Origin of the sequence: Paraburkholderia sp. BL18I3N2, assembly GCF_003001875.1 — a bacterium.
Taxonomy (GTDB): domain Bacteria; phylum Pseudomonadota; class Gammaproteobacteria; order Burkholderiales; family Burkholderiaceae; genus Paraburkholderia; species Paraburkholderia phytofirmans.
This window is the reverse complement of the sequence record NZ_PVNC01000001.1, coordinates 129,979-149,730: the sequence shown is the minus strand read 5'-3', so window position 1 is coordinate 149,730 and position 19,752 is coordinate 129,979. Positions and strand designations below refer to the sequence as shown.

At 61.4% G+C, this 19,752-nt stretch carries 17 protein-coding genes; 11 read left to right on the top strand and 6 right to left on the bottom strand.

From position 1 onward, the window contains the following. The first annotated feature begins 2 nt into the window (after positions 1-2). Complete coding sequence (gene tdh, locus B0G75_RS00635; RefSeq protein ID WP_106301730.1) at positions 3-1,034, top strand: L-threonine 3-dehydrogenase; 1,032 nt, start codon at positions 3-5, stop codon at positions 1,032-1,034. Positions 1,035-1,121: 87 nt separating this feature from the next. On the opposite strand, the gene B0G75_RS00630 is transcribed toward tdh, so the two are convergent. Beyond that, positions 1,122-1,772, bottom strand: coding sequence for a YceI family protein (locus B0G75_RS00630; protein ID WP_106299671.1), 651 nt, complete (start codon positions 1,770-1,772; stop codon positions 1,122-1,124). A 108-nt stretch (positions 1,773-1,880) separates the two neighbouring features. On the opposite strand from B0G75_RS00630, the gene B0G75_RS00625 reads away from it, so the two are divergent. The 3 genes from B0G75_RS00625 (at position 1,881) to B0G75_RS00615 (ending at position 3,771) form a co-directional block, all read left to right on the top strand. Beyond that, on the top strand, positions 1,881-2,546 hold the full coding sequence (locus B0G75_RS00625) for a TetR/AcrR family transcriptional regulator (RefSeq protein ID WP_106299669.1): 666 nt from the start codon (positions 1,881-1,883) through the stop codon (positions 2,544-2,546). A 13-nt stretch (positions 2,547-2,559) separates the two neighbouring features. Next, a complete protein-coding gene (locus tag B0G75_RS00620; protein WP_106299667.1) occupies positions 2,560-3,039 on the top strand; it encodes a nuclear transport factor 2 family protein in 480 nt (159 codons plus the stop codon). A gap of 213 nt (positions 3,040-3,252) precedes the next feature. Then, positions 3,253-3,771 (top strand): hypothetical protein, encoded by a 519-nt coding sequence (locus tag B0G75_RS00615; protein WP_106299665.1) that lies wholly within the window; start codon positions 3,253-3,255, stop codon positions 3,769-3,771. A gap of 61 nt (positions 3,772-3,832) precedes the next feature. Here the strand turns inward: B0G75_RS00615 and B0G75_RS00610 are convergent, their stop codons facing one another. Together B0G75_RS00610 and B0G75_RS00605 are read right to left on the bottom strand one after the other, a co-directional pair. Then, the gene (locus tag B0G75_RS00610; protein ID WP_012428782.1) at positions 3,833-4,189 is read right to left on the bottom strand and encodes a superinfection immunity protein; all 357 of its coding nucleotides are present in this window, start codon (positions 4,187-4,189) and stop codon (positions 3,833-3,835) included. 44 nt (positions 4,190-4,233) lie between these two features. Further along, positions 4,234-4,509 carry a hypothetical protein gene (locus B0G75_RS00605; protein WP_106299663.1) on the bottom strand — a complete coding sequence of 92 codons (276 nt, stop codon included), beginning with the start codon at positions 4,507-4,509 and terminating at the stop codon, positions 4,234-4,236. A gap of 343 nt (positions 4,510-4,852) precedes the next feature. On the opposite strand from B0G75_RS00605, the gene B0G75_RS00600 reads away from it, so the two are divergent. Continuing rightward, positions 4,853-5,104, top strand: a complete 252-nt coding sequence (locus B0G75_RS00600; RefSeq protein WP_106299661.1) for a hypothetical protein — start codon at positions 4,853-4,855, stop codon at positions 5,102-5,104. Between the two features lie 684 nt (positions 5,105-5,788). Beyond that, positions 5,789-5,977 carry a hypothetical protein gene (locus B0G75_RS00595; RefSeq protein WP_106299659.1) on the top strand — a complete coding sequence of 63 codons (189 nt, stop codon included), beginning with the start codon at positions 5,789-5,791 and terminating at the stop codon, positions 5,975-5,977. A 69-nt stretch (positions 5,978-6,046) separates the two neighbouring features. On the opposite strand, the gene B0G75_RS00590 is transcribed toward B0G75_RS00595, so the two are convergent. After that, complete coding sequence (locus B0G75_RS00590) at positions 6,047-7,297, bottom strand: ATP-binding protein (protein WP_106299657.1); 1,251 nt, start codon at positions 7,295-7,297, stop codon at positions 6,047-6,049. Then, the gene (locus tag B0G75_RS00585) at positions 7,281-8,021 is read right to left on the bottom strand and encodes a response regulator (RefSeq protein ID WP_106299655.1); all 741 of its coding nucleotides are present in this window, start codon (positions 8,019-8,021) and stop codon (positions 7,281-7,283) included. Before B0G75_RS00585 ends, B0G75_RS00590 begins: the two co-directional genes overlap by 17 nt. 360 nt (positions 8,022-8,381) lie before the next feature. Between B0G75_RS00585 and B0G75_RS00580 the strand changes: the two genes are divergently transcribed. The 4 genes from B0G75_RS00580 to B0G75_RS00565 all read left to right on the top strand — a co-directional run bounded on the left by B0G75_RS00580 (position 8,382) and on the right by B0G75_RS00565 (position 15,236). Further along, on the top strand, positions 8,382-9,620 hold the full coding sequence (locus B0G75_RS00580; RefSeq protein WP_106299653.1) for an efflux RND transporter periplasmic adaptor subunit: 1,239 nt from the start codon (positions 8,382-8,384) through the stop codon (positions 9,618-9,620). Positions 9,621-9,632: 12 nt separating this feature from the next. Beyond that, entirely contained in the window at positions 9,633-12,824 is a 3,192-nt protein-coding gene (locus B0G75_RS00575) for an efflux RND transporter permease subunit (protein ID WP_106299651.1), read from the top strand. Beyond that, on the top strand, positions 12,821-14,260 hold the full coding sequence (locus B0G75_RS00570) for an efflux transporter outer membrane subunit (protein ID WP_106299649.1): 1,440 nt from the start codon (positions 12,821-12,823) through the stop codon (positions 14,258-14,260). Before B0G75_RS00575 ends, B0G75_RS00570 begins: the two co-directional genes overlap by 4 nt. A 274-nt stretch (positions 14,261-14,534) precedes the next feature. After that, positions 14,535-15,236: a DNA alkylation repair protein gene (locus B0G75_RS00565; protein WP_106299647.1), complete on the top strand. Its 702-nt coding sequence runs from the start codon at positions 14,535-14,537 to the stop codon at positions 15,234-15,236. A gap of 38 nt (positions 15,237-15,274) precedes the next feature. Here B0G75_RS00565 and B0G75_RS00560 read toward each other — a convergent pair whose 3' ends face one another. Then, positions 15,275-17,047 carry a phospholipase D-like domain-containing protein gene (locus tag B0G75_RS00560; protein ID WP_106301727.1) on the bottom strand — a complete coding sequence of 591 codons (1,773 nt, stop codon included), beginning with the start codon at positions 17,045-17,047 and terminating at the stop codon, positions 15,275-15,277. A gap of 279 nt (positions 17,048-17,326) precedes the next feature. On the opposite strand from B0G75_RS00560, the gene B0G75_RS00555 reads away from it, so the two are divergent. Continuing rightward, entirely contained in the window at positions 17,327-19,717 is a 2,391-nt protein-coding gene (locus tag B0G75_RS00555) for an ATP-binding protein (RefSeq protein WP_106299645.1), read from the top strand. The last annotated feature ends 35 nt before the right edge of the window (positions 19,718-19,752 follow it).

Sequence of the window (19,752 nt, the reverse complement as noted above, 5' to 3'; positions counted from 1 at the left end):
ACATGAAAGCATTGGCAAAACTCGAACGCGCTCCCGGGCTCACGCTTACGGACGTCAAGAAACCTGAAGTCGGCCACAACGACGTGATGATCCGCATCACGCGTACCGCGATTTGCGGCACCGATATTCACATCTGGAAGTGGGACGACTGGGCGCAAAAAACGATTCCTGTGCCGATGCACGTCGGTCACGAATACGTGGGCGAAATCGTCGAAATGGGCCAGGAAGTGCGCGGCTTTGCGATCGGCGATCGCGTGTCGGGCGAAGGACACATCACCTGCGGTTTCTGCCGCAACTGCCGCGCGGGCCGTCGGCATTTGTGCCGCAATACGGTGGGCGTCGGCGTGAATCGCGAAGGCGCGTTTGCCGAGTATCTGGTGATTCCGGCCTTCAACGCCTTCAAGATTCCCCCCGAGATTTCCGACGACCTCGCTGCAATTTTCGATCCGTTCGGCAACGCCACGCACACTGCGCTGTCGTTCAATCTGGTCGGCGAGGACGTATTGATTACCGGCGCTGGACCCATCGGCATCATGGCGGTGGCGATCGCGAAACACGTCGGCGCGCGCAATGTCGTGATCACCGACGTCAACGACTATCGCCTCGAACTCGCGCGCAAAATGGGCGCGACACGCGCGGTCAATGTCTCGCGCGAATCGTTGCGCGACGTCATGGCGGAATTGCACATGACCGAAGGTTTCGACGTCGGGCTGGAAATGTCCGGCGTGCCGAGCGCGTTCACCAGCATGCTCGAAGCGATGAACCACGGCGGCAAGATTGCGCTGCTCGGCATTCCGCCCGCGCAGACAGCGATCGACTGGACGCAGGTGATCTTCAAAGGCCTCGAAATCAAGGGCATTTATGGGCGCGAGATGTTCGAGACCTGGTACAAGATGGTTGCGATGCTGCAAAGCGGCCTGGATCTCTCGCCGATCCTCACGCACCATTTCAAGGTCGACGATTATCAGGAAGCGTTCGCCACGATGCTCTCAGGCGAGAGCGGCAAGGTGATTCTCGACTGGACGGCCGCGTGAGTTAGCACGTGTGAACGTGCTTGAAGTGCGCGATCGTAGCAGCGCGCACACAGCGCCAACGCCTGGTTCCAAACGCCCGCACCGCGCTCACCCGCCTGCGGGCGTTTTAACGAACTCGGCCTGAATGCGCACATGAATATCGTCACCGACGGCCGGATACCACGTCGCCAAACCGAATTTCGCTCGACTGAAACGGCCTTCGGCGGAAAAGCCGAGCGTGTCTTTTTTAGTGAGCGGATCGGGGGCAAAACCGTTGAAGGTGACGTCGAGCGCGACCGGCTGCGTGACGCCGCGAATGGTCAGATCGCCAGTCAACGTGCCGCGCGATTCACCGGTGCGCTCAAAACGCGTGCTGACGAAGCGAATCTCCGGATAGCGCTCCACGTCGAGCATGTTGCCGCTCTTCACCATCTTGTCCAGCAACGGCACATTCGTATCGATGCTCGCTGCGTCGATCGTCACCGACGTCGTGCTCTTGTCCAGCCCGCCTTCGTTCCAGTCGAGCTCTCCCTTCTTGCGATCGAAGCGCGCCGTGAAGCGTGAATACTTGAAGTGATCGATGTCGAAGGTAATGCTGCAGTGATCCGGATCGATTTCGTAGCGGCCAGGCGGCACGCGCGTCTCGTTCTGGCTGACCGTATGCGTAAGCACTTGCACAGGCGTGCAGGCCATCGCCGTCAGTAGCGTTGCGCTGAGCAAGGCACGCGCGATCGTGGCGCGGAGAGTCAGTGTGCTCATGAAGTTCGTTCCCGTTGACCGATCGTGCACAAGATAGCAGTTCGCACCCTCCAGCTGCAAAAACGCAAAAGACTTGACGAAGGAGAATGATCGTTCTACCCTTCGTCCATGGCTTCCGAAATTCACACTGAATCAGTCACACCCGGCAGCGCGCGTGAGCGGCTGCTGGACGCGGCTGAGGCGCTGATCTACGCCGGCGGCATTCACGCAACGGGCGTGGACGCGATCGTCAAGCAGTCCGGCACGGCGCGCAAAAGCTTTTACACGCATTTCGAATCGAAAGATGCGCTCGTTGCGGCCGCACTCGACCGGCGCGATGAGCGCTGGATGAACTGGTTTATCGCAGGCACGCAACGGCAGGGCAAGACGGCGAAGAAACGCCTGCTCGGCATGTTCGAAGTGTTGCGCGAATGGTTTGCATCGGAGGATTTTCACGGTTGCGCGTTTCTGAATGCGTCCGGTGAGATTGCCTCCGCGGACGACCCAATCCGGATCGTCGCGCGCCATCACAAGGAACGCCTGCTGGCGTTCGTGCGAACCGAATGCGATGCATTCGCGGCGGAGTCGGAACTCGACACCCGCCGCGCGGCGCGTCTGTCGCGTCAATGGCTAATCCTGCTCGACGGCGCCATTGCCGTGGCGCTGGTGAGCGGCGAGCCCGATGCCGCTCTAGACGCGCAAGCTGCAGCCCAAGTCCTGCTCGACGCGGAGTGCGCGGGCGAGCCAGGCATATCGCCAAGCAAACGACCGCCATCCCGGCGAACCGCAACCTGACTGAGGAACTATCATGGCCGACACAATCGAAACTCGCCCGCCGCTGCCGCCCTTCACACGCGAAACCGCGATCCAGAAAGTGCGTGCCGCCGAAGACGGCTGGAATACCCGCGACCCCGAGCGCGTATCGCTCGCCTACACCGTGGATAGCGTATGGCGCAATCGCGCCGAATTCACGAATGGTCGCGCGGAGATTGTCGGCCTGTTGCGCCGTAAATGGGCGAGAGAACTCGATTACCGTTTGATCAAGGAACTGTGGGCGTTCACCGATAACCGCATCGCCGTGCGTTTTGCCTATGAATGGCACGACGATTCGAACAACTGGTTCCGCTCGTATGGCAACGAGAATTGGGAGTTCGACGAGCACGGGCTGATGGCGCGCCGTCACGCGAGCATTAACGATCTGCCGATCCGCGAAGCCGACCGTCTTTATCATTGGCCGCTCGGTCGCCGGCCCGACGACCATCCGAGTCTGTCCGAACTCGGTCTTTGACCCTCCGTGGGCGAACGCGCGATGCGCGTTCACCGCTCTGCCATCGGTTCTCCGTTACTGTTGTGTCTGCGCTACCGGGCACGTCTTGTGCCCGCGCGCCCGAGCGTGTCCTCAACATCGCGTGTGCGGCTTGAGGTACAGTGCGCGACGGACGGCAAGCAAGCATACCCAGAACATAGATGACGCCGGCGCTCGACCGGTGGCGGAGAGGACATGCATTTTCGGCAGATCAACAAGAATATCCGGCGGACCGCAGCGGCGCTCGTTGCAAGCTTCGCCGCTGCGTCCGCCGCGCATGCCGGCAACTGGTGCGAGGGCGGCGTATGGGTCGACGCCATGCTGGGTTCGTATCACATCAACCCCGACCCGGACACGCATTTCGAGCAGTTCAACCCGGGCCTCGGCGTCGAATGCTGGCTCAATAACCAATGGGCGTTGACTGCCGGCGGCTTTCGCAACTCGTTGCGCCGGCCTTCCTATTACGGTGGCGGGGTATGGGCGCCGGAATTCGCACACTGGGGTATTGTGCGGATCGCGGCCATCGGTGGGATTATCTCGGGCTATAACTACGGCAACTGGGGCTTGGGCCGCGACCACACGATCGGCCCGGTGGTCGCGCCGATTGTCATGCTCGAGTACAAGCGTGTGGGCGCGAACTTTATCGTGATTCCGCCAATTCCATCCGATAATCTTCCGTTCACCATTGGCTTTCAGTTGAAGGTGAAGTTCTAAACGAACTGTCGATACCCCGGTAGCTTGCGGTCATCCGAAAACGCCAGGATTAGCAGCCGAGCTAAATTTTCCGCCGACTACTGCTCGCAGCAATGCGTGCAACGATCGGCACCACACGCGGATTTAACGCTGGGATCGAACTACCACGACACTCAGCCCGAGTAACGATTGAGTCGATAGTGACTCGCGCCACCGCGCGCTGCGCCCGCTTGGCGAAATGCTTCAGACGACGATCGGTCACAGGGTGCCGCGCCCAGATCAGCGCAGCGAACCAACCGATCACCGTCCATCCGAGCAGGATGTTCACCATGGTCACCGCAAAGGCGTCTTTCCGTTCTCTGGCGTCCGCAATCATTGCGGGCGCCAGATACAGCATCAGCGCACTCAGAACCGCTGCACCTTCGATAATCTTCAACATTTCAACACCTCGCTACCGCCTTGCTACGCACACGAGCCTTCAGATTAGTGACCTGCGTACACGCGACCAAAAGACTGGTCCGGTTGACGGCTGCCGGATTCCGAGGACAACGTTACGACACCACCGTACGAACTATTGACTGAACCGACTGCGTCGTTGCGTTCTGCTGCGACGGTTTGCGCGCTTTGGCCGCGCTGCGAAGCCGGGGCGCCAACCGACGGACGATACGAAGGCGCCGGGCCGTAGCCGCTGGCGAATGCGGGAGCAGCGAAAGCGGTGGTAGCTGCGACGAGCAAGGCTGCAAGAAGTTTGCTTTTCATGATGAACCTCCAATGCGATTTTTTAGGAGCACCGCGAATCGGGGTGAGACGCGCGCTGCTGACAAGACGCAGTTTAGATGGCGCCTATCTTTTTTCTATGCCGATAGTGTGAAATCACAGTTGCTACAAACCGAACAATGGGACGGAGCGCGGCCCATGGCCGGTCTCCGGTCATGCCGGCACTGAGAAAGGCCGATTACGAATGGTCTACGGGTGGCCAAAAACCGCGCTTGCAACTCCAGCTAGACGGTGAGAACAGGAAGTCGCCTGCGGTGATAGCATCCCGATGGGTAAGTCACGACAACGACGAAACGTGGCCCCGGTCTACGCGTGGAGATTCGAAATGTCATCACGTATCGATAAGTCTTCGCTGGTGTTCGACAGCATCGAAAACGATGAGCACAACCGATGCGTGGATCTGTTCCTGCGTTCGGACAGCACCTACGGATTTGAAGAGTTTCGCCGTGATGTTGAAGACGGCGGAGCCTGGACGCCAGTCCAATACTATTCGGGTGCTGTGTTTGCTTCGAAGAAAGAAGCACTCGACGCCGCAGTCAGAGCAGTCGTCTGGCTTGCCGATAGGGTCGCTCGTTGAGGTGAGCCGTTCCAGGATGGTGAGGAATTCCAGGAGATCGTGCTGCACGGTGAATGGTGAGGAATTCCAGGAGACGGCACCACCACGGTCAAAGGTGAGGAATTCCAGGAGATCACTTCATTACGTTCAACGGTGAAGCTTTCCAGGAGACAGACAGCTCAAACTTGCTGAGAGGTGAGCAGTCCCAAGAGCGGGAGCCGCACCTTAATCACAAACAAAAGATGTCAAGGTGAGCCGTTTCAGGAGAGGACGCGGCAAAAGGTGAGCGATTCCAGGAGGTGAGTCATCGCCGCGCAGAATTCGCACCGAAGATAAGGTGAGGATTTCCAGGGAGTTCTATTCATAGCGCTAACGGTGAAGCATCAAGCGCCCAGGCACCTCACCTCGAAGGGCATCGACGCATTGCCGATGCCGCCCATCTGCTTACATCATCTTCCATATACAAACAAAGCGTGAACGCATCGGCGCGCCCGCGCAACGCCGCAAAAAGCCACGTCGCTCGCGCCGTCGGGCGACACGCCCGCTCACACGTTTCGCGACAAGCGCCATTCATCATCGTGCTTGTAACGGCTTCGTAAAACATGATCTTTCGCGGGTTGATAAGTTGTGCATGACACGCAACGTCGCCACTCCAGACACGGACGACGACGTGACGTGACCATAGACTCATCGAAGGGAGAAAGCATGAAGAAGTTATTGGCAATCGCGACGCTGGCCGCTTTGAGCGCAACCTTGAGCGGATGCTGGTGGGGACCGCCTCCGGGTTGGGGCGGCGGCGGTCCGGGTCACGGTGGTCCCGGTGGCGGCGGCCCCGGTGGGGGAGATGGGCCTCATGGCGCGATCGTCGTTCCCGGCAACGTCGCTCGAGCCTGACCCGTACACGCCGCGCGTGAGTTCACGCGCGGCAATCGTGCGAACAGCTCATCTACGCGATTGCGCGAGCTAGTACGCCGGAAACGTCATCGACACCCGGAACCCGCCGTCGACCGCATTATCCGCATGAAAAGCGCCGCTGTTATAGCGCACCAGACGACGAACGATCGCGAGGCCCAAGCCACAATGCGCATCGCCGCTGCGTGCTTCGTCGAGCCGCACGAAGGGCTGCAGCGCGCGGTCGAGCTGACCGCCGGGAATGCCGCCGCCGTGATCGCGCACCTCGAGCGTAAAGCGGCCGTTATGCCGTGACGTCGAGATTTCCACCGGCGGTTCGCCATAGGTGAGCGCGTTCTCGATCAGGTTCGTCAGAATCCGGTCGAGATCGACGAGCGGCAGCTCGAAGCCGTCGCCGGCGTGCAGATTCAGACGCACGAGTGCATCGTCGGCGAGACTGTCGCCGTAATGCCGGCGGCAATGCGCATCGACATTTGTGCGCGGCGAGGAGTCCGCGGTCTCGCGCGCAAAATCCAGAAACTGCGTGACGATGCGCGACAACGACTCCGCATCGCGCAAAAAGCCGCGACGGTTCGCTTCGTCGGGCAGAAGATCCGCGCGCACCTGCATGCGCGTGATCGGCGCGCGCAGATCGTGCGCCACGCCAGCGAGCATCACCGCGCGTTCCTGGTCGGCCTGCGCGAGCTCATGCACCATCTGATTGAAGTCGCCGATCAATTCCTTCAACTCGCGCGGACCGCTCGCCTCGACGACCGGCGCGCGATGGCCGATGCGGAATTCGCGCGCCGCGAGCGCGAGCCGATGCAATGGCCGCTGCAAATGCCAGGCGCCAACCAACGCGCTGATCACGGCGAGCACCAGCATCGTTGCCGATGCGCCGAGAAAGCGCCGTGCCGGCAGCATCGAATTCTGCAGTTTGAGCCAGTCCGAGTAGCCCGCGTAGTGCACCCACACCGTACCGTCATCGGCGTCGGCCACCACCTGGCTGCCCGGCGGCAACTTCGCGCGCAGGTCCCGTTCGAACGGACCCGACGTGTTCTCACATGGCGCGGGGCAGCCTGCCGCGATTACGTCGCTCGCCTTGACGTACGACACGCCGAGTATCGCCGAGACGTGCGACGCGGCCAGTGCGCCGTCGTGTTCGGCCTGGACCGCCAGAAGCAGCGCCTGCCGCGCGTGCCCCGTATCGATCTGCCCGCGCTCACGGTCCACGAGCAGCAGCGCGGTGATGTGCACCAGCACGATCAGGCTCACCGTCATCAACGAGAGCCGGCCAAACAGTGTGTTAAAGGGATTGGTCATCGTCACTGCCGCCAGGCACGAACATGTAGCCGGTGCCGCGTATGGTCTGAATCAGACGCGGATTGGCCGGGTCTTCTTCGAGCAGACGGCGCAGACGCCACACCGGCACGTCGATACCGCGCTCGGTCACTTCCGAATACGGGCCGTGCAGCAGATCGACGAGCTTCGAGCGCGACAGTGTTTCCATTGGATGCAAGGCGAGCACTTCAAGTAACGCATATTCACTACCGGTCAGCTTGAGCGGCTCGTCGTCGCGAAACAGCGTACGGCTCGCGAAATCGAGCCGGAAGCGGCCGAAGCGCAGCGCCTCGCGCTTCTCGACCGGCGTCGCCGCGGCAGGCGCCGGTTGCGCATGCCGGCGCAGCACGGCATGAATGCGTGCGAGCAATTCCTGCGGCATGAACGGCTTGCCGAGATAGTCGTCGGCGCCCAGTTCGAGACCGACCACGCGATCCACGCCGTCGGCGCGCGCGGTCAGCATGATCACGGGAATCGTGTCGCCGTTGGCGCGCAATTGCTTGAGCGCGCTGAGTCCGTCGATGCCCGGCATCATCAGATCGAGCACGATGATGGACGGCCGCTCGCGCTCCAGCCGGCGAGCCAGATGATTGGCGTCGTGCAGTACCGACATCTCGATGCCGCGTTGCTGAAAGAAGGTTCGGAGCAGGTCGCGAAGGTCGGCGTCGTCGTCGACCAGTAAAACCTGGATGGGCGTGTCTGACATGGCTGGGCCCTGATCGATGAGGACATTTGACTGACGGCATTTGCGCGCGCCTGTCGCTCGTCGAAATATATCGAATCGCGCCGCGCCGACGGTTTCAGGTTCTTAACCGTGCTTACAGTTTATTACGGCAGCGGCGCCAGTTCGAGTGGCCTGCGCGAACTGGCGCGTCCCTTCACACCCCTTCACGCGATTACTCCTCACTGCGTTACACGCCGTAATCCCTGTCTAAGCCACCGTAAGACGCTGCTCTCTATGCTGGGCCCCATCTTGCCGCCGGCGCGGTGCTGCGTGGGCTCTTCACGAGCGAACGGCGCATGCCGGACGGCCCTTGGTCGAATCCAGTCGAAGGATGCTCACAGCATGCCCACTCTCTCCATCGCGGTCGAACCGTCGCGGCGCGCGCCGGCGCTCACGCTTCTTGCCGCAGCCGTTGCCGCAGCCACGTTCATGTTATCGGGTTGCGGCGAACAGGCGTCTCACGGGCCGATGCAGTCGGTTCCCGAAGTCAGCGTAGAAACGATCACGCCGCATACCGTCGTGTCGAGCACTGAATTGTCCGGGCGGCTCTCGGCGATTCGCGTCGCGGAAGTCAGGCCGCAGGTTGAGGGCATCGTCAGAAAGCGTTTGTTCACCGAAGGCTCGCAAGTCGCGGCCGGCGCCGTGCTGTATCAGATCGACGCGTCCAGTTATCAAGCCGCCTACGACCAGGCGGTCGGCACGCTGGCCAAAGCAGTGGCCACGGCCAGCGCCGCGCAGACCAAGGCCGCGCGCTACGCCGAGCTCTCGAAGATCCAGGGCGTAAGTCGCCAGGATTACGACGACGCCGTCGCCGCATTGGACGAAGCAAAAGCCGACGTGGTCGCCGATCGTGCCGCGTTGAAGACCGCGGCGATCAACCTCGGCTACACGAAGGTGGTAGCGCCGATTGCGGGCCGCATCGGCAAATCGAGCGTGACCGAAGGCGCGCTCGTTACCGCCGAACAGACCACCGCGCTCGCAACCGTGCAAGCAACCACGGAAATGTATCTCGACGTCACGCGCTCTTCCGCGGACTGGCTGCGCTTGCAGAAGGAATTCGCAAGCGGGCAATTGCAGCAGTCGGGTACCGACGGCGCCGTCGTTCATCTGGTGATGGAAGACGGCAGCACTTATGCGCCATCCGGCAAGCTGCTGTTCTCCGATATCACCGTCGACGCCACCACCGGTTCGGTGACCTTGCGCTGCGTGTTTCCCAATCCGGACGGCGTGTTGTTGCCCGGCATGTTCGTGCGCGCGCGACTCGAAGAAGGCGTGAATCAGCAAGCGATCACGGTGCCGCAACTCGCGGTCTCGCGCGCGTCGGACGGCTCGGCCAGCGTGCTCACTGTCGGCGCAGACAACAAGGTCACGCAAACCGCCGTGACCGCTGATACCGCATCAGGCAGCGACTGGCTCGTCACGAGCGGCCTCAAGGCGGGTGATCGCGTGATCGTCGCGGGCTCGCAGAATGCGCGCGCCGGTGCGGTCGTCAAGCCGGTCGAAAGTCCCGCTACGGCGGACACATCGGGCACATCGGGCGCGCCCGCCACCGCGGACAACACGTCGGCAGCACATAGTTAAAGCGAGATTCTCATGGCAGGATTTTTTATCAACCGACCGATTCTCGCGTGGGTCATCGCCATCGTCATCATGATGATTGGCGGCGCTTCCATCGGGACGCTTCCGGTCGAACAGTATCCGAGCGTGGCGCCGGTCTCCGTGCAGATCACCGCGACGTATCCCGGCGCTTCGGCGGAAACGATCGCGACTACCGTCACGCAGGTGATCGAGCAGAAACTGAGCGGCATCGACCATCTGCTCTACATGTCGTCCACCAGCAGCTCGTCGGGACAAGCGCGTATCACGCTGACATTTCAGCAGGGCACCAACGCGGACATCGCTCAGGTGCAGGTGCAGAACAAGGTCGAGCAGGCTAGTTCGTCGCTGCCGGAGACGGTTCAGGAGCAAGGCGTGCAGGTCGCGAAAGCGGCCAACGCCTTCCTGATGATCGTGTCGTTGTCGTCGGCGGACGGCAGCATGAATTCCATCGATCTCGGCAATATCATCGCGACGCAAATCGAGGACCCGCTCACGCAGATCGACGGCGTGGGCGACATCACGCTGTTCGGTGCGCAACACGCCATGCGCATCTGGCTCGACCCTGTCAAGTTGCAGGCGGTCGGACTGACCACCGCCGACGTGACCACCGCGATCACGAATCAGAACGTGCAACTCTCGGTGGGCCAGATTGGCGGTTCGCCGTCCACGAAAACGCAAGCCATCAACGCGACGATTTCCGCGTCCAGCCTGCTCACCACGCCCGCGCAGTTCGGCGCGATTCTGTTGCGTGTGAATAGCGACGGCTCGAAGGTCACGCTCAAGGACGTCGGGCGCGTTGAGGTGGGCGGCGACGACTACAGCACGGACTCGCGCCTGAACGGCAAGCCCGCCGCATCGCTCGCGGTCAAGCTCGCGAGCGGCGCGAATGCCATGAGCGTGGCCAAGGCCGTGCGTGCGAAGCTCGACGAAATGAGTGGGCAGTTGCCGCGCAACGTGGTGGTCGATTATCCGTACGACACCACGCCGTTCGTGAAGATCTCGATCGAAGAGGTGGTGAAGACACTGGTCGAAGCGGTGATGCTGGTGTTCGTCGTGATGTACGTGTTTTTGCAAAACCTGCGCGCGACGCTGATTCCGACCATTGTCGTGCCGGTCGCTTTGCTCGGCACGTTCGCGGTGATGTCGGCGGGTGGATTTTCGATCAACGTGCTGTCGATGTTCGGGCTCGTGCTGGCGATCGGCCTCCTGGTGGACGACGCCATCGTGGTCGTCGAAAACGTCGAGCGGTTGATCGCCGAAGAAGGACTGTCGCCCGTCGAAGCCACGCGCAAGGCGATGAAGCAGATCACCGGCGCGCTGGTCGGCATCACGACGGTGCTGATCGCCGTGTTCATTCCGATGGCGTTCTTCTCGGGCTCGACCGGCGCGATCTACCGGCAGTTCTCGGTGACGATCGTCGCGGCGATGCTTCTCTCGGTGTTCCTCGCGCTGACACTCACACCGGCGCTGTGCGCGACCTTGCTGCGGCGCGCGGACGTCGAGCATCAAGCGAAGCGTGGCGTGTTCGGCTGGTTCAACCGCGTGCTTGCGCGCGGCACCGATCGCTACGACTCGGCGGTCTCGCGCGTGATCGGCAAGCCGATGCGCTACATGGTGATCTACGTATTGATCGCGGGCGTGGTGGCGTTGCTCTTCATGAAGCTGCCGTCGTCGTACCTGCCGGACGAGGATCAAGGGATCATCATCACGTCGATTTCCGCGCCCGTCGGCACGCCGGCCGCGCAGACGCTGGAGACCGTGAAAAAAGTCGAAGCTTATTATCTCGGGCTTCCGCAGGTCGACAAGATCATTGCGCTGACCGGTTTCAGCTTCAACGGCTCCGGACAGAACAATGCGTTGGCCTTCGTCAAGCTCAAGGACTGGAGCACCCGGCGCGGCAAAGACGGCTCGGCGGCAGCGCTGATCCAGCACGCCAACATGCACTTCGCGGCCACGCGCGATGCACAGATTTTCGCGCTCAATCCGCCGGCCATTCAGGAACTCGGCACACAGAGCGGCCTTGACTTCGAACTGGAGGATCGCGCGGGCCAGGGCCACGACAAGCTGATGGCCGCGCGCCAGCAACTGCTCGCGCTCGCAGCCAAAGACAGCGCGCTGTCCGGCATGCGTCCCGGCGGTCTCGACGACACGCCGCAGTTCCATGTCGACATCGACCGTGAAAAGGCGAGCGCGCTCGGGCTTTCCATTGCCGATGTGAACGACACGTTGCAGACCGCGTTCGGCTCGTCGTATGTGAACAACTATGTCGATACGGGGCGGATTCAAAAGGTCTATGTGCAAGCCGACGCGCCGTACCGGATGATGCCGTCCGATATCGGCCGATGGTATGTGCGGTCGAGCACCACTTCGACGAGCACAAGTACGGCTACTACGGCGAGCAGCACGAGCAGCACGACCACCAGTGGCTACGACGGCGAGATGGTGCCCTTCTCCGCCTTCGCCAGCGGCAAATGGACCTTTGGGCCGCCACAGATCGAGCGCTTCAACCGCACGCTGGCGATGGAAATCACCGCGCAAACCGGTGCGAATACCAGCACGGGCCAGGCAATGGACGCCGTCGACGCACTCGTCAAGAAACTGCCCGCGGGCTACGGCATCGACTGGACTGGGCAATCGTACCAGGAGCGCATCGCCGGCTCTCAGGCGATCTATCTGTACGCGATCTCGTTGATCGTCGTGTTCCTCTGTCTCGCCGGACTGTACGAAAGCTGGTCCATTCCGATCGCGGTGATTCTGGTGGTGCCGCTCGGCGTGCTCGGCGCGGTGCTGGGCGCGCATATCCGCGGGCTCTCCGACGACATCTACTTCAAGGTCGGCCTGCTCGCGACCATTGGTCTGTCTACCAAGAACGCGATCCTGATTGTCGAATTCGCCAAGGATCTGCAAGCGCAGGGCCGTGGACTGATCGAGGCCACCGTCGAGGCCGCCAGGCTGCGGCTGCGGCCGATTCTGATGACTTCGCTCGCATTCATATTCGGCGTCTTGCCGCTCGTGATCAGCAGCGGCGCCGGTTCGGCGAGCCGTCATGCGATCGGCACCGGTGTGATGGGCGGCATGATCGCCGCCACGTTCCTCGCGATTTTCTTCGTGCCGGTGTTCTTCGTCGTCGTGCGACGCCTGTTCGGCGAACACGGCGATCCCAAGCAACAGGAAGGTGTTGAATGATGAGACTCAAACTCGGTGCCGGTGCAGTGGCGTTTGCGCTCGCCGTGCTCGCGGGCTGCACGCTCGATCCGCACTATGAACGCCCGGCGGCGCCGGTGGCGGTGGCGTATCCGCAAGGCGATGCGTACGAAAGCACGAGCTTGGCCGCGGCCACGGTCGCAAAGAGCGCGAGCGCTACCGTCGCTGCACCGCCGCTTGCCGTCGATACCGCATGGCGAAGTTTCTTTCGCGACGAACGCCTGCAACGATTGATCGAAATCGCGCTGGCGAACAACCGCGACTTGCGAGTGGCGGCGTTGAACGTCGCCGAATATGAAGCGCAATACCGCATCACACGTGCCGCGCTTGCGCCGTCGATCAGCGCGAGCGGCAGCGTGACTCGTGAGCGGACCCAAGGCGTGACCAGCAGTGTCAGCGACCTCAACTTCGGCACGACGTCGTGGGAAATCGATTTCTTTGGACGCCTGCGGAGCCTGAAGCGTCAGGCGCTGGAAAACTATCTTGCAACAGATGCATCCCGGCAAAGCACGCAGATCAGTCTGATCGCGACGGTGGCGACCGATTATCTGACCTTGCTGTCCGATGAACGCCTGTTGCAGTTGACCGAAGATACGGTCAAGGCGGATCAGTCGACCTACGACGTGACGAAGCGCGTCCAGGAGTTGGGCAATTCTTCTCTGCTCGACGTGCAACAGGCCGAGAACTCGTTGGCAAGCGCGAAGGCGAGTCTCGCGTCTTACCGTCGCGCCGTCGCGCAGGATCGCAACAACCTGGTCGCTGTGCTCGGCGCGCCGATTCCCGATGACCTGCCGCCTGCCCGCTCATTCGACGACGAGTCGATGTTCGCCGACATCGGTGCGGGCGTGCCGTCGCTGCTGCTCACCCGTCGTCCGGACATCGTGCAGGCGGAGCACGCGTTGAAAGCGGCGAATGCGAACATCGGCGCCGCGCGCGCCGCGTTTTTTCCGAAGATCGAACTGACCGCGACGGCCGGCACGTCGAGTTCGACGCTCTCAAGCCTGTTCAAGGCCGGCACGGGAGCGTGGGCATTTGCGCCGAGCGTATCGGTGCCGATCTTCGATTACGGCAGCAACAAGGCATCGCTTGATGTCGCGAAGATCGAGAAGCAGATCGAGGTCGCCGACTATGAAAGCGCGATCCAGACGGCGTTCAAGGAGGTTTCGAATGCCCTGACGGCGCGCGCCACTTATGTCGATCAGGTGCAGGCGGATCGCGAATACGTGGCGTCCTCGCAGAGGTACTACACGTTGGCCGAAGCCCGTTACAAGGCGGGCACCGATAGCTTTCTCACGTTCCTCGATGCGCAGCGCACGCTCTACACCGCGCAGCAGCAGCTTGCGACGGATACGCTGTCGCGGCAAGCGAATCTCGTGACTTTGTACAAGGTGTTGGGCGGAGGATGGGAGCAGGGCTGAAAGCGTACAGGTGAGAAGATTCGGGAGCCGGCGAGGTGAGAATATCGCTACCTGTGTGCGCACTTTACGTACAAAGGTGAGGGAATTCGGGAGTTGAGCGCCGGGATCATTGAAGGGTTTTTTCCTTGACCTTGACGCTCATTTCCCAGGAAATTACGATTCAATTAACGTCTAGTCCACGCTTCCGTTTTAATGGACGTCCAACCCTGCTGGAGATCACCATGCGCGCGAAGCATGAGCACGACGTCAGCCGGCACGTCGAGCACTTTCCGCAATGACGCCCCACGCCTTCGCTAGGGACATCAAGGCGGCGCTCGCCCCGCACGTCGATGCAGAACGCGCGCTCGCCATGCGCGCCTATATGCGTCATCAGTTCGACTTTATCGGTGTGCCGACGCCGCTGCGGCGGCAAGCCGTCGCGCCGCTTTTCAAGCAGCTGCCGGTGCAGAACGCCGAACACTTGCTGGCATGCGCCAATCGCTTATGGACGATGCCGGCGCGCGAATACCAGTACGTCGCGACCGATCTGCTGGCGCGCAACTGGAAGACACTTGCCGTGACCGACATCGCGCATTTGCTGACAATCGCTCAGCACGCTTCGTGGTGGGATTCGATCGACCCGCTCGCGGCCGTGGTCGGCGACGTGCTAAAAGCGGCGCGAGTCCAGACGCCGCAGGCGCGAGCGCAGGCCGCAATGGATGCAGCGCTTCTGCACGAATCCATGTGGGTGCGGCGCATCGCGATGATTCATCAACTCGGCTGGCGCGCGCACACGGACGAAGATCGCCTGTTCGGCTACGCGCGTTCGCTGGCCGCGGAAAGTGACTTCTTCATCCGTAAGGCGATCGGCCGGGCACTGCGAGACTACGCGCGACACGCGCCAGAGGCGGTGAGCGATTTTCTATCGGCTTCCCGAGACCTCATCTCACCGCTCACCTTGCGCGAGGCGTCGAAGCATCTTCCGCCGATTCGCTGACGCGTGCTTCGACCGCCTGGCGTTCGCCCGAACGCGGTTCAATCGCCGCCGTGCGCGAGCGCAACCCGCGCTTTGTCTTCCGGACTGCCCGCAACGAAATACTTCTTTGCCCACGATCCATCCGGCGCCAGCATCAAACGTTGATGCGTGCCGTCGTTCTTCTGCCGTATCGCCAACGCGCGCGCCCGGTAGTGCTCATAGAGCCGCAAAAATTCCGCGAGATACGTGCCGGCGATGCGGCGGTCGCGGATCTCCAGCAAGTTCTCGTCGTTGAAATGTTCCGAGTTGTTGCTCATATTTGCTGAGCCTGTGTAGACGATCGGATTCGGACCTTCTGCGTCGATGACGAGAAACTTGTGGTGAATGATGACCGGCGCATAGCTCGGCGCATGTTCGCCCGGAAAAAGCCGCAACTCAGTTTCGAAGCCTGCCGGCACTGTCGCCGGTGAAAAATACTCTGCGTCGATCACGTCGTGCTTGTCGCGGCCGCGGTGATACAGCTCCATGTTAGCGAGCGCGGTGGTCGAGACGATTTGCCCGTTTTTCTCCGCCTCTTCCGCTGCTTCCGCCGACTTCGGGCTGATGTGATTGACCAGGCCGAACATCATCCGGCCTTTGTCGCCGGCCGCGAAACAGGCATCGCGCAGCGGCGCGTCGGTCGGCATGAAGAGGCAGAACACTACGGAGTGTTTCGCGTTGTTGATGGCGTCGACGATGGTGTCTATTTGCAAACGCGAGTCCTTCGCTTCTGGCGAAAAGCAGACCCGCACTTTCGCGCTACCGATCTGAATCGGCTCGGACCAGCCCAGCGTGAGCTTCGCTGTGGCGGCAATGGTCGGGTTGCCGGCGAGCGCCTTGGCGCGTTCGCTGTACAGCGCGGCCAATTCCGGCGAATCGAACAGATGCAGCACGTTGGCCTGCTCCGTGATGCCTTCGGTGGTGAAGTTGGCCGAACCCGTCAATACCCGCGCCGGCGACGCCTCGCCGTTGCCGTTGTCCACCACGATGAACTTGTCGTGCATGATGTGCGTCTTGTCGCGCGGAGCGAACGTGGCGACGTCGGCGAGCTGATCGACGGCGGGTTGATTTGGCGACGGTGCCGGCGGCTTGCCCTTCTGCGAGACTTCGTGCGAGTCGTAAACAATGGCGAGCGACGCTTTGCCCTGCTTCTTGCCGAACGCCTCGAAGGCGGGAATCGCCCACAGCGGATCGGTCAGGTGGTACACCGCCGACGCCGCGCGATGCGCATGATCGACCGTCAGCGCGAAGACTTCCTGCAAGTCGTTCGCAAGCCATGTACGCAGGCGCAATGCCTGCTCCGGCGACGGCGCCGCGTTCGGCGCCAGATGCAGCGCCGCGACTTTACGCGCGAACGCCTGCGAGCTGACCACGGCGCGGTTGAACCACGAGCCGATGTTCGCTTCCATATGCGCGGGCAAAGTCAGCTTGCATTCGCCTTTTTGCGCGTCGAGCAATTGCGGCGCCTCCGGCGTGCCGACCACGGGATAGACGAGATAAGTGAACGACTTCTCCCGATCCGCTTCGTCGATCCGCGCATCCCACCACATGAATTTTTGAATGGGCGCTTCGTTCGTCGGCGCGTCTTTCTGCGTGTCCGGCACCGCGCCTTTGAAGGTCAACCGGTTCGGCAGCCAACTGCTGGCTTCACGTTCTTTTCCATCGGCGGAGAGAAAACCCGGCGTCCGTTTGATGGCGAAACCAAGGAAGTCTTCGTGCGTGCCGCCTTCGGGCCAATCGAAAGCAAGCAGGACGAGTGTCGGGGACAAATAGCTGCGAACGCTGACATTCATCATTGGGCTCCACGATGTCGATGGAGCTTCAGTCTGGTCGCGCAGTTTGTTGAAATGGTGACAAGACGAAAAAACAATAGAGCGTTAAATAACGGCGTTTTTTCCGGAAACTTTAGCCATTAATTTAGAGCGCAGAATCTGCTTCGAAAAAGTCTTCAGTCATCGCTTAGTAACATGCTTGCGCAATACTCCGCAGGGCTGCAAGTCAGACCAAATTTCGCATAAAACGCGCCGCTCCCAATGAGGGCTGACGCGAAGGCCAGACCCCGGGGGGTTCACATGACTATTCGTCATCGCATCACGCTATTGGTTGTTTTGATGTTCGTCGCCTTATCGGCGATCGGCGGCTACGCCGTCTACCAGACACGCGGCAGCGCTGCCGAGGTGCGCAAGGTAACGGAAGGCGTCGTGCCCAGCGCGCTCGCTTCCGCCGACCTCGTCTCGCAAGTCAAGGATGTGCAACTCGCCACGATGACGCTGGTCTACGCGCCCGACGCCAACATGGTGGCCCAGGCGCAGGACGAACTGAAGAAGAAGCGCGCCTCGCTTCAACAGGCGCTCGCCCTGCAGGCGAAAGATGCCGCGAGCCACGCCCAGAAAGGTCTCGTCGCGCAGGCCAACGACAGCCTCGAGAACTATTTCTCCGCGATCGCCGAGACGGCCAAAATGAAGGCCGACGGTAAGAACGAACTCGCGCAGGCTTATTTGTTCGCCAACGTCGCGCAGTATCGCGACGAACTCGAAGGGATCGTCGAGACTTTGCGAGTCGAGAAGAATCGCGAGAAAGACGAGGCGATTGCCACGCTGAACACTACGCTCTCGACTACGACCACGGCAATCGCCGCCGTCACGGGTATCGCGATCATTCTGCTGACATTCATCGGCTCGCTGCTCTATCGTCAGATCACACGCCCGCTGAGCCGCATGCAAGCCATGATGAGCGAGATCGCTTCGAGCCAGGACTTTACACGGCGCGTGCCGGTGGGGCGGCTGGATGAGATTGGCCACTCGATCGTCGCCTTCAACGGCATGATCGAGAAGATTCAGGAAAGCTCGGCGCAACTCAAGCAGAAAACCGCCGATATTCAGGCGATGCTGCAGAACATGCAGCAAGGCATTCTCACAGTGATCGATGGCGCCGTGATCCACGCCGAGTACTCGGCGTATCTGGAAGACATCTTCGAAACGAAGGATATCGCCGGGCGCGGTTTGATGGATCTGGTGTTCGCGGATACCGATCTCGGTTCGGACGCGCTCTCACAAGTCGATGCCGCCGCGCATGCGTGTCTGGGTGAAGACTGCATCAACTTCGCGTTCAATCAGCATCTGCTGGTCGGCGAAATTTCCAAACGCATGCCCGATGGTCGCGTGAAGATTCTCGACTTGAGCTGGTCGGCCATTACCGATGAAAACGACGTGATCCAACGCCTGATGCTGTGCGTGCGCGACGTCACCGAATTGCGCAAGCTCGCGGCGGAAGCCAGCGAACAGCGTCGCCGCCTCGACATGATCGGCGAGATTCTCGCGGTCAGTGAGGAGAAGTTCCACCATTTCATCGAAAGCTCGGCGGGCTTTATCAGTGAGAACGAGCGGATCATCCGCAAGCATTCGGAGGCCGATCACGCGGCGATTGCCGAGCTGTTTCGCAACATGCACACCATCAAGGGCAATGCGCGGACCTACAACCTCCAGCATTTGACCAACGTCGTGCACGAAACCGAGCAGAGCTATCACGAGTTGCGCCAACCGGACGCGGATCGTTCGTGGGATCAGGAGCATCTGATGAGCGAACTGACGCGTGTGCGCGAAGCCATCGAGAGCTACGCGAAGATCAACGAACAGAGCCTTGGCCGCAAGAACAAGAATCAGACAAACGACGCCGCCAACTCCGCTCACTACGTGATGGTCGCGAAGGAACATATCCAGCACACCCTGAGCATGCTGGAGCAAACCAACGCCGGCGAATTGCGCGAACTTCAGTCGATGCGCGATGCGCTGCGCCGCACGCTGCGCGCACTGGGCAGCGAAAGTGTGCGCGACGCGCTCTCCGGCGTGCTGGACTCGCTGCCGTCGCTCGCGAGCGAGTTGGGCAAGCCCGCACCCAACGTGCGTATCGACGACAACGGTTACCGCCTGCGTGGTCAGGCGGGCGGCACGCTGAACAACGTGTTCATGCATTTGTTGCGCAATTCGATGGATCACGGGATTGAAACCGCCGAGGCGCGCAGCGCCCACGGCAAGGCGCCGGCCGGCACGATCGATATCGAAGTCGGCGTGGACAACGGCGCATTGCAGATCACGCTCAGCGACGACGGCCGCGGCCTTGCGCTCGAACGCATTCGCGGCATCGCTATGGAGCGCGGCTGGATCGGCCACGACGACACGCTGAGCGACGAAGCTATCGCCGATTTCATTTTTCGGCCGGGCTTTTCGACTGCGGAAACGGTCACGGAGTTGTCGGGCCGTGGAGTCGGCATGGACGCCGTGCGCGATTTCCTCAAGCGCGCGAACGGAAGCATAGAACTGCGCTTCACCGACGATCGCAAAGGCGCGGCGTTCCGTCAGTTTCAGACGATTGTCTGCCTGCCGGACAGCGTCGCCATCGATACGCTCGGCGTGGAAGCGCGTGGCGAAGCAGGCACATTGCAACTCGACGCGATGGCGGACTGAGCGCCGCATCGGCGTACGTCGCGACGCAATTCGAA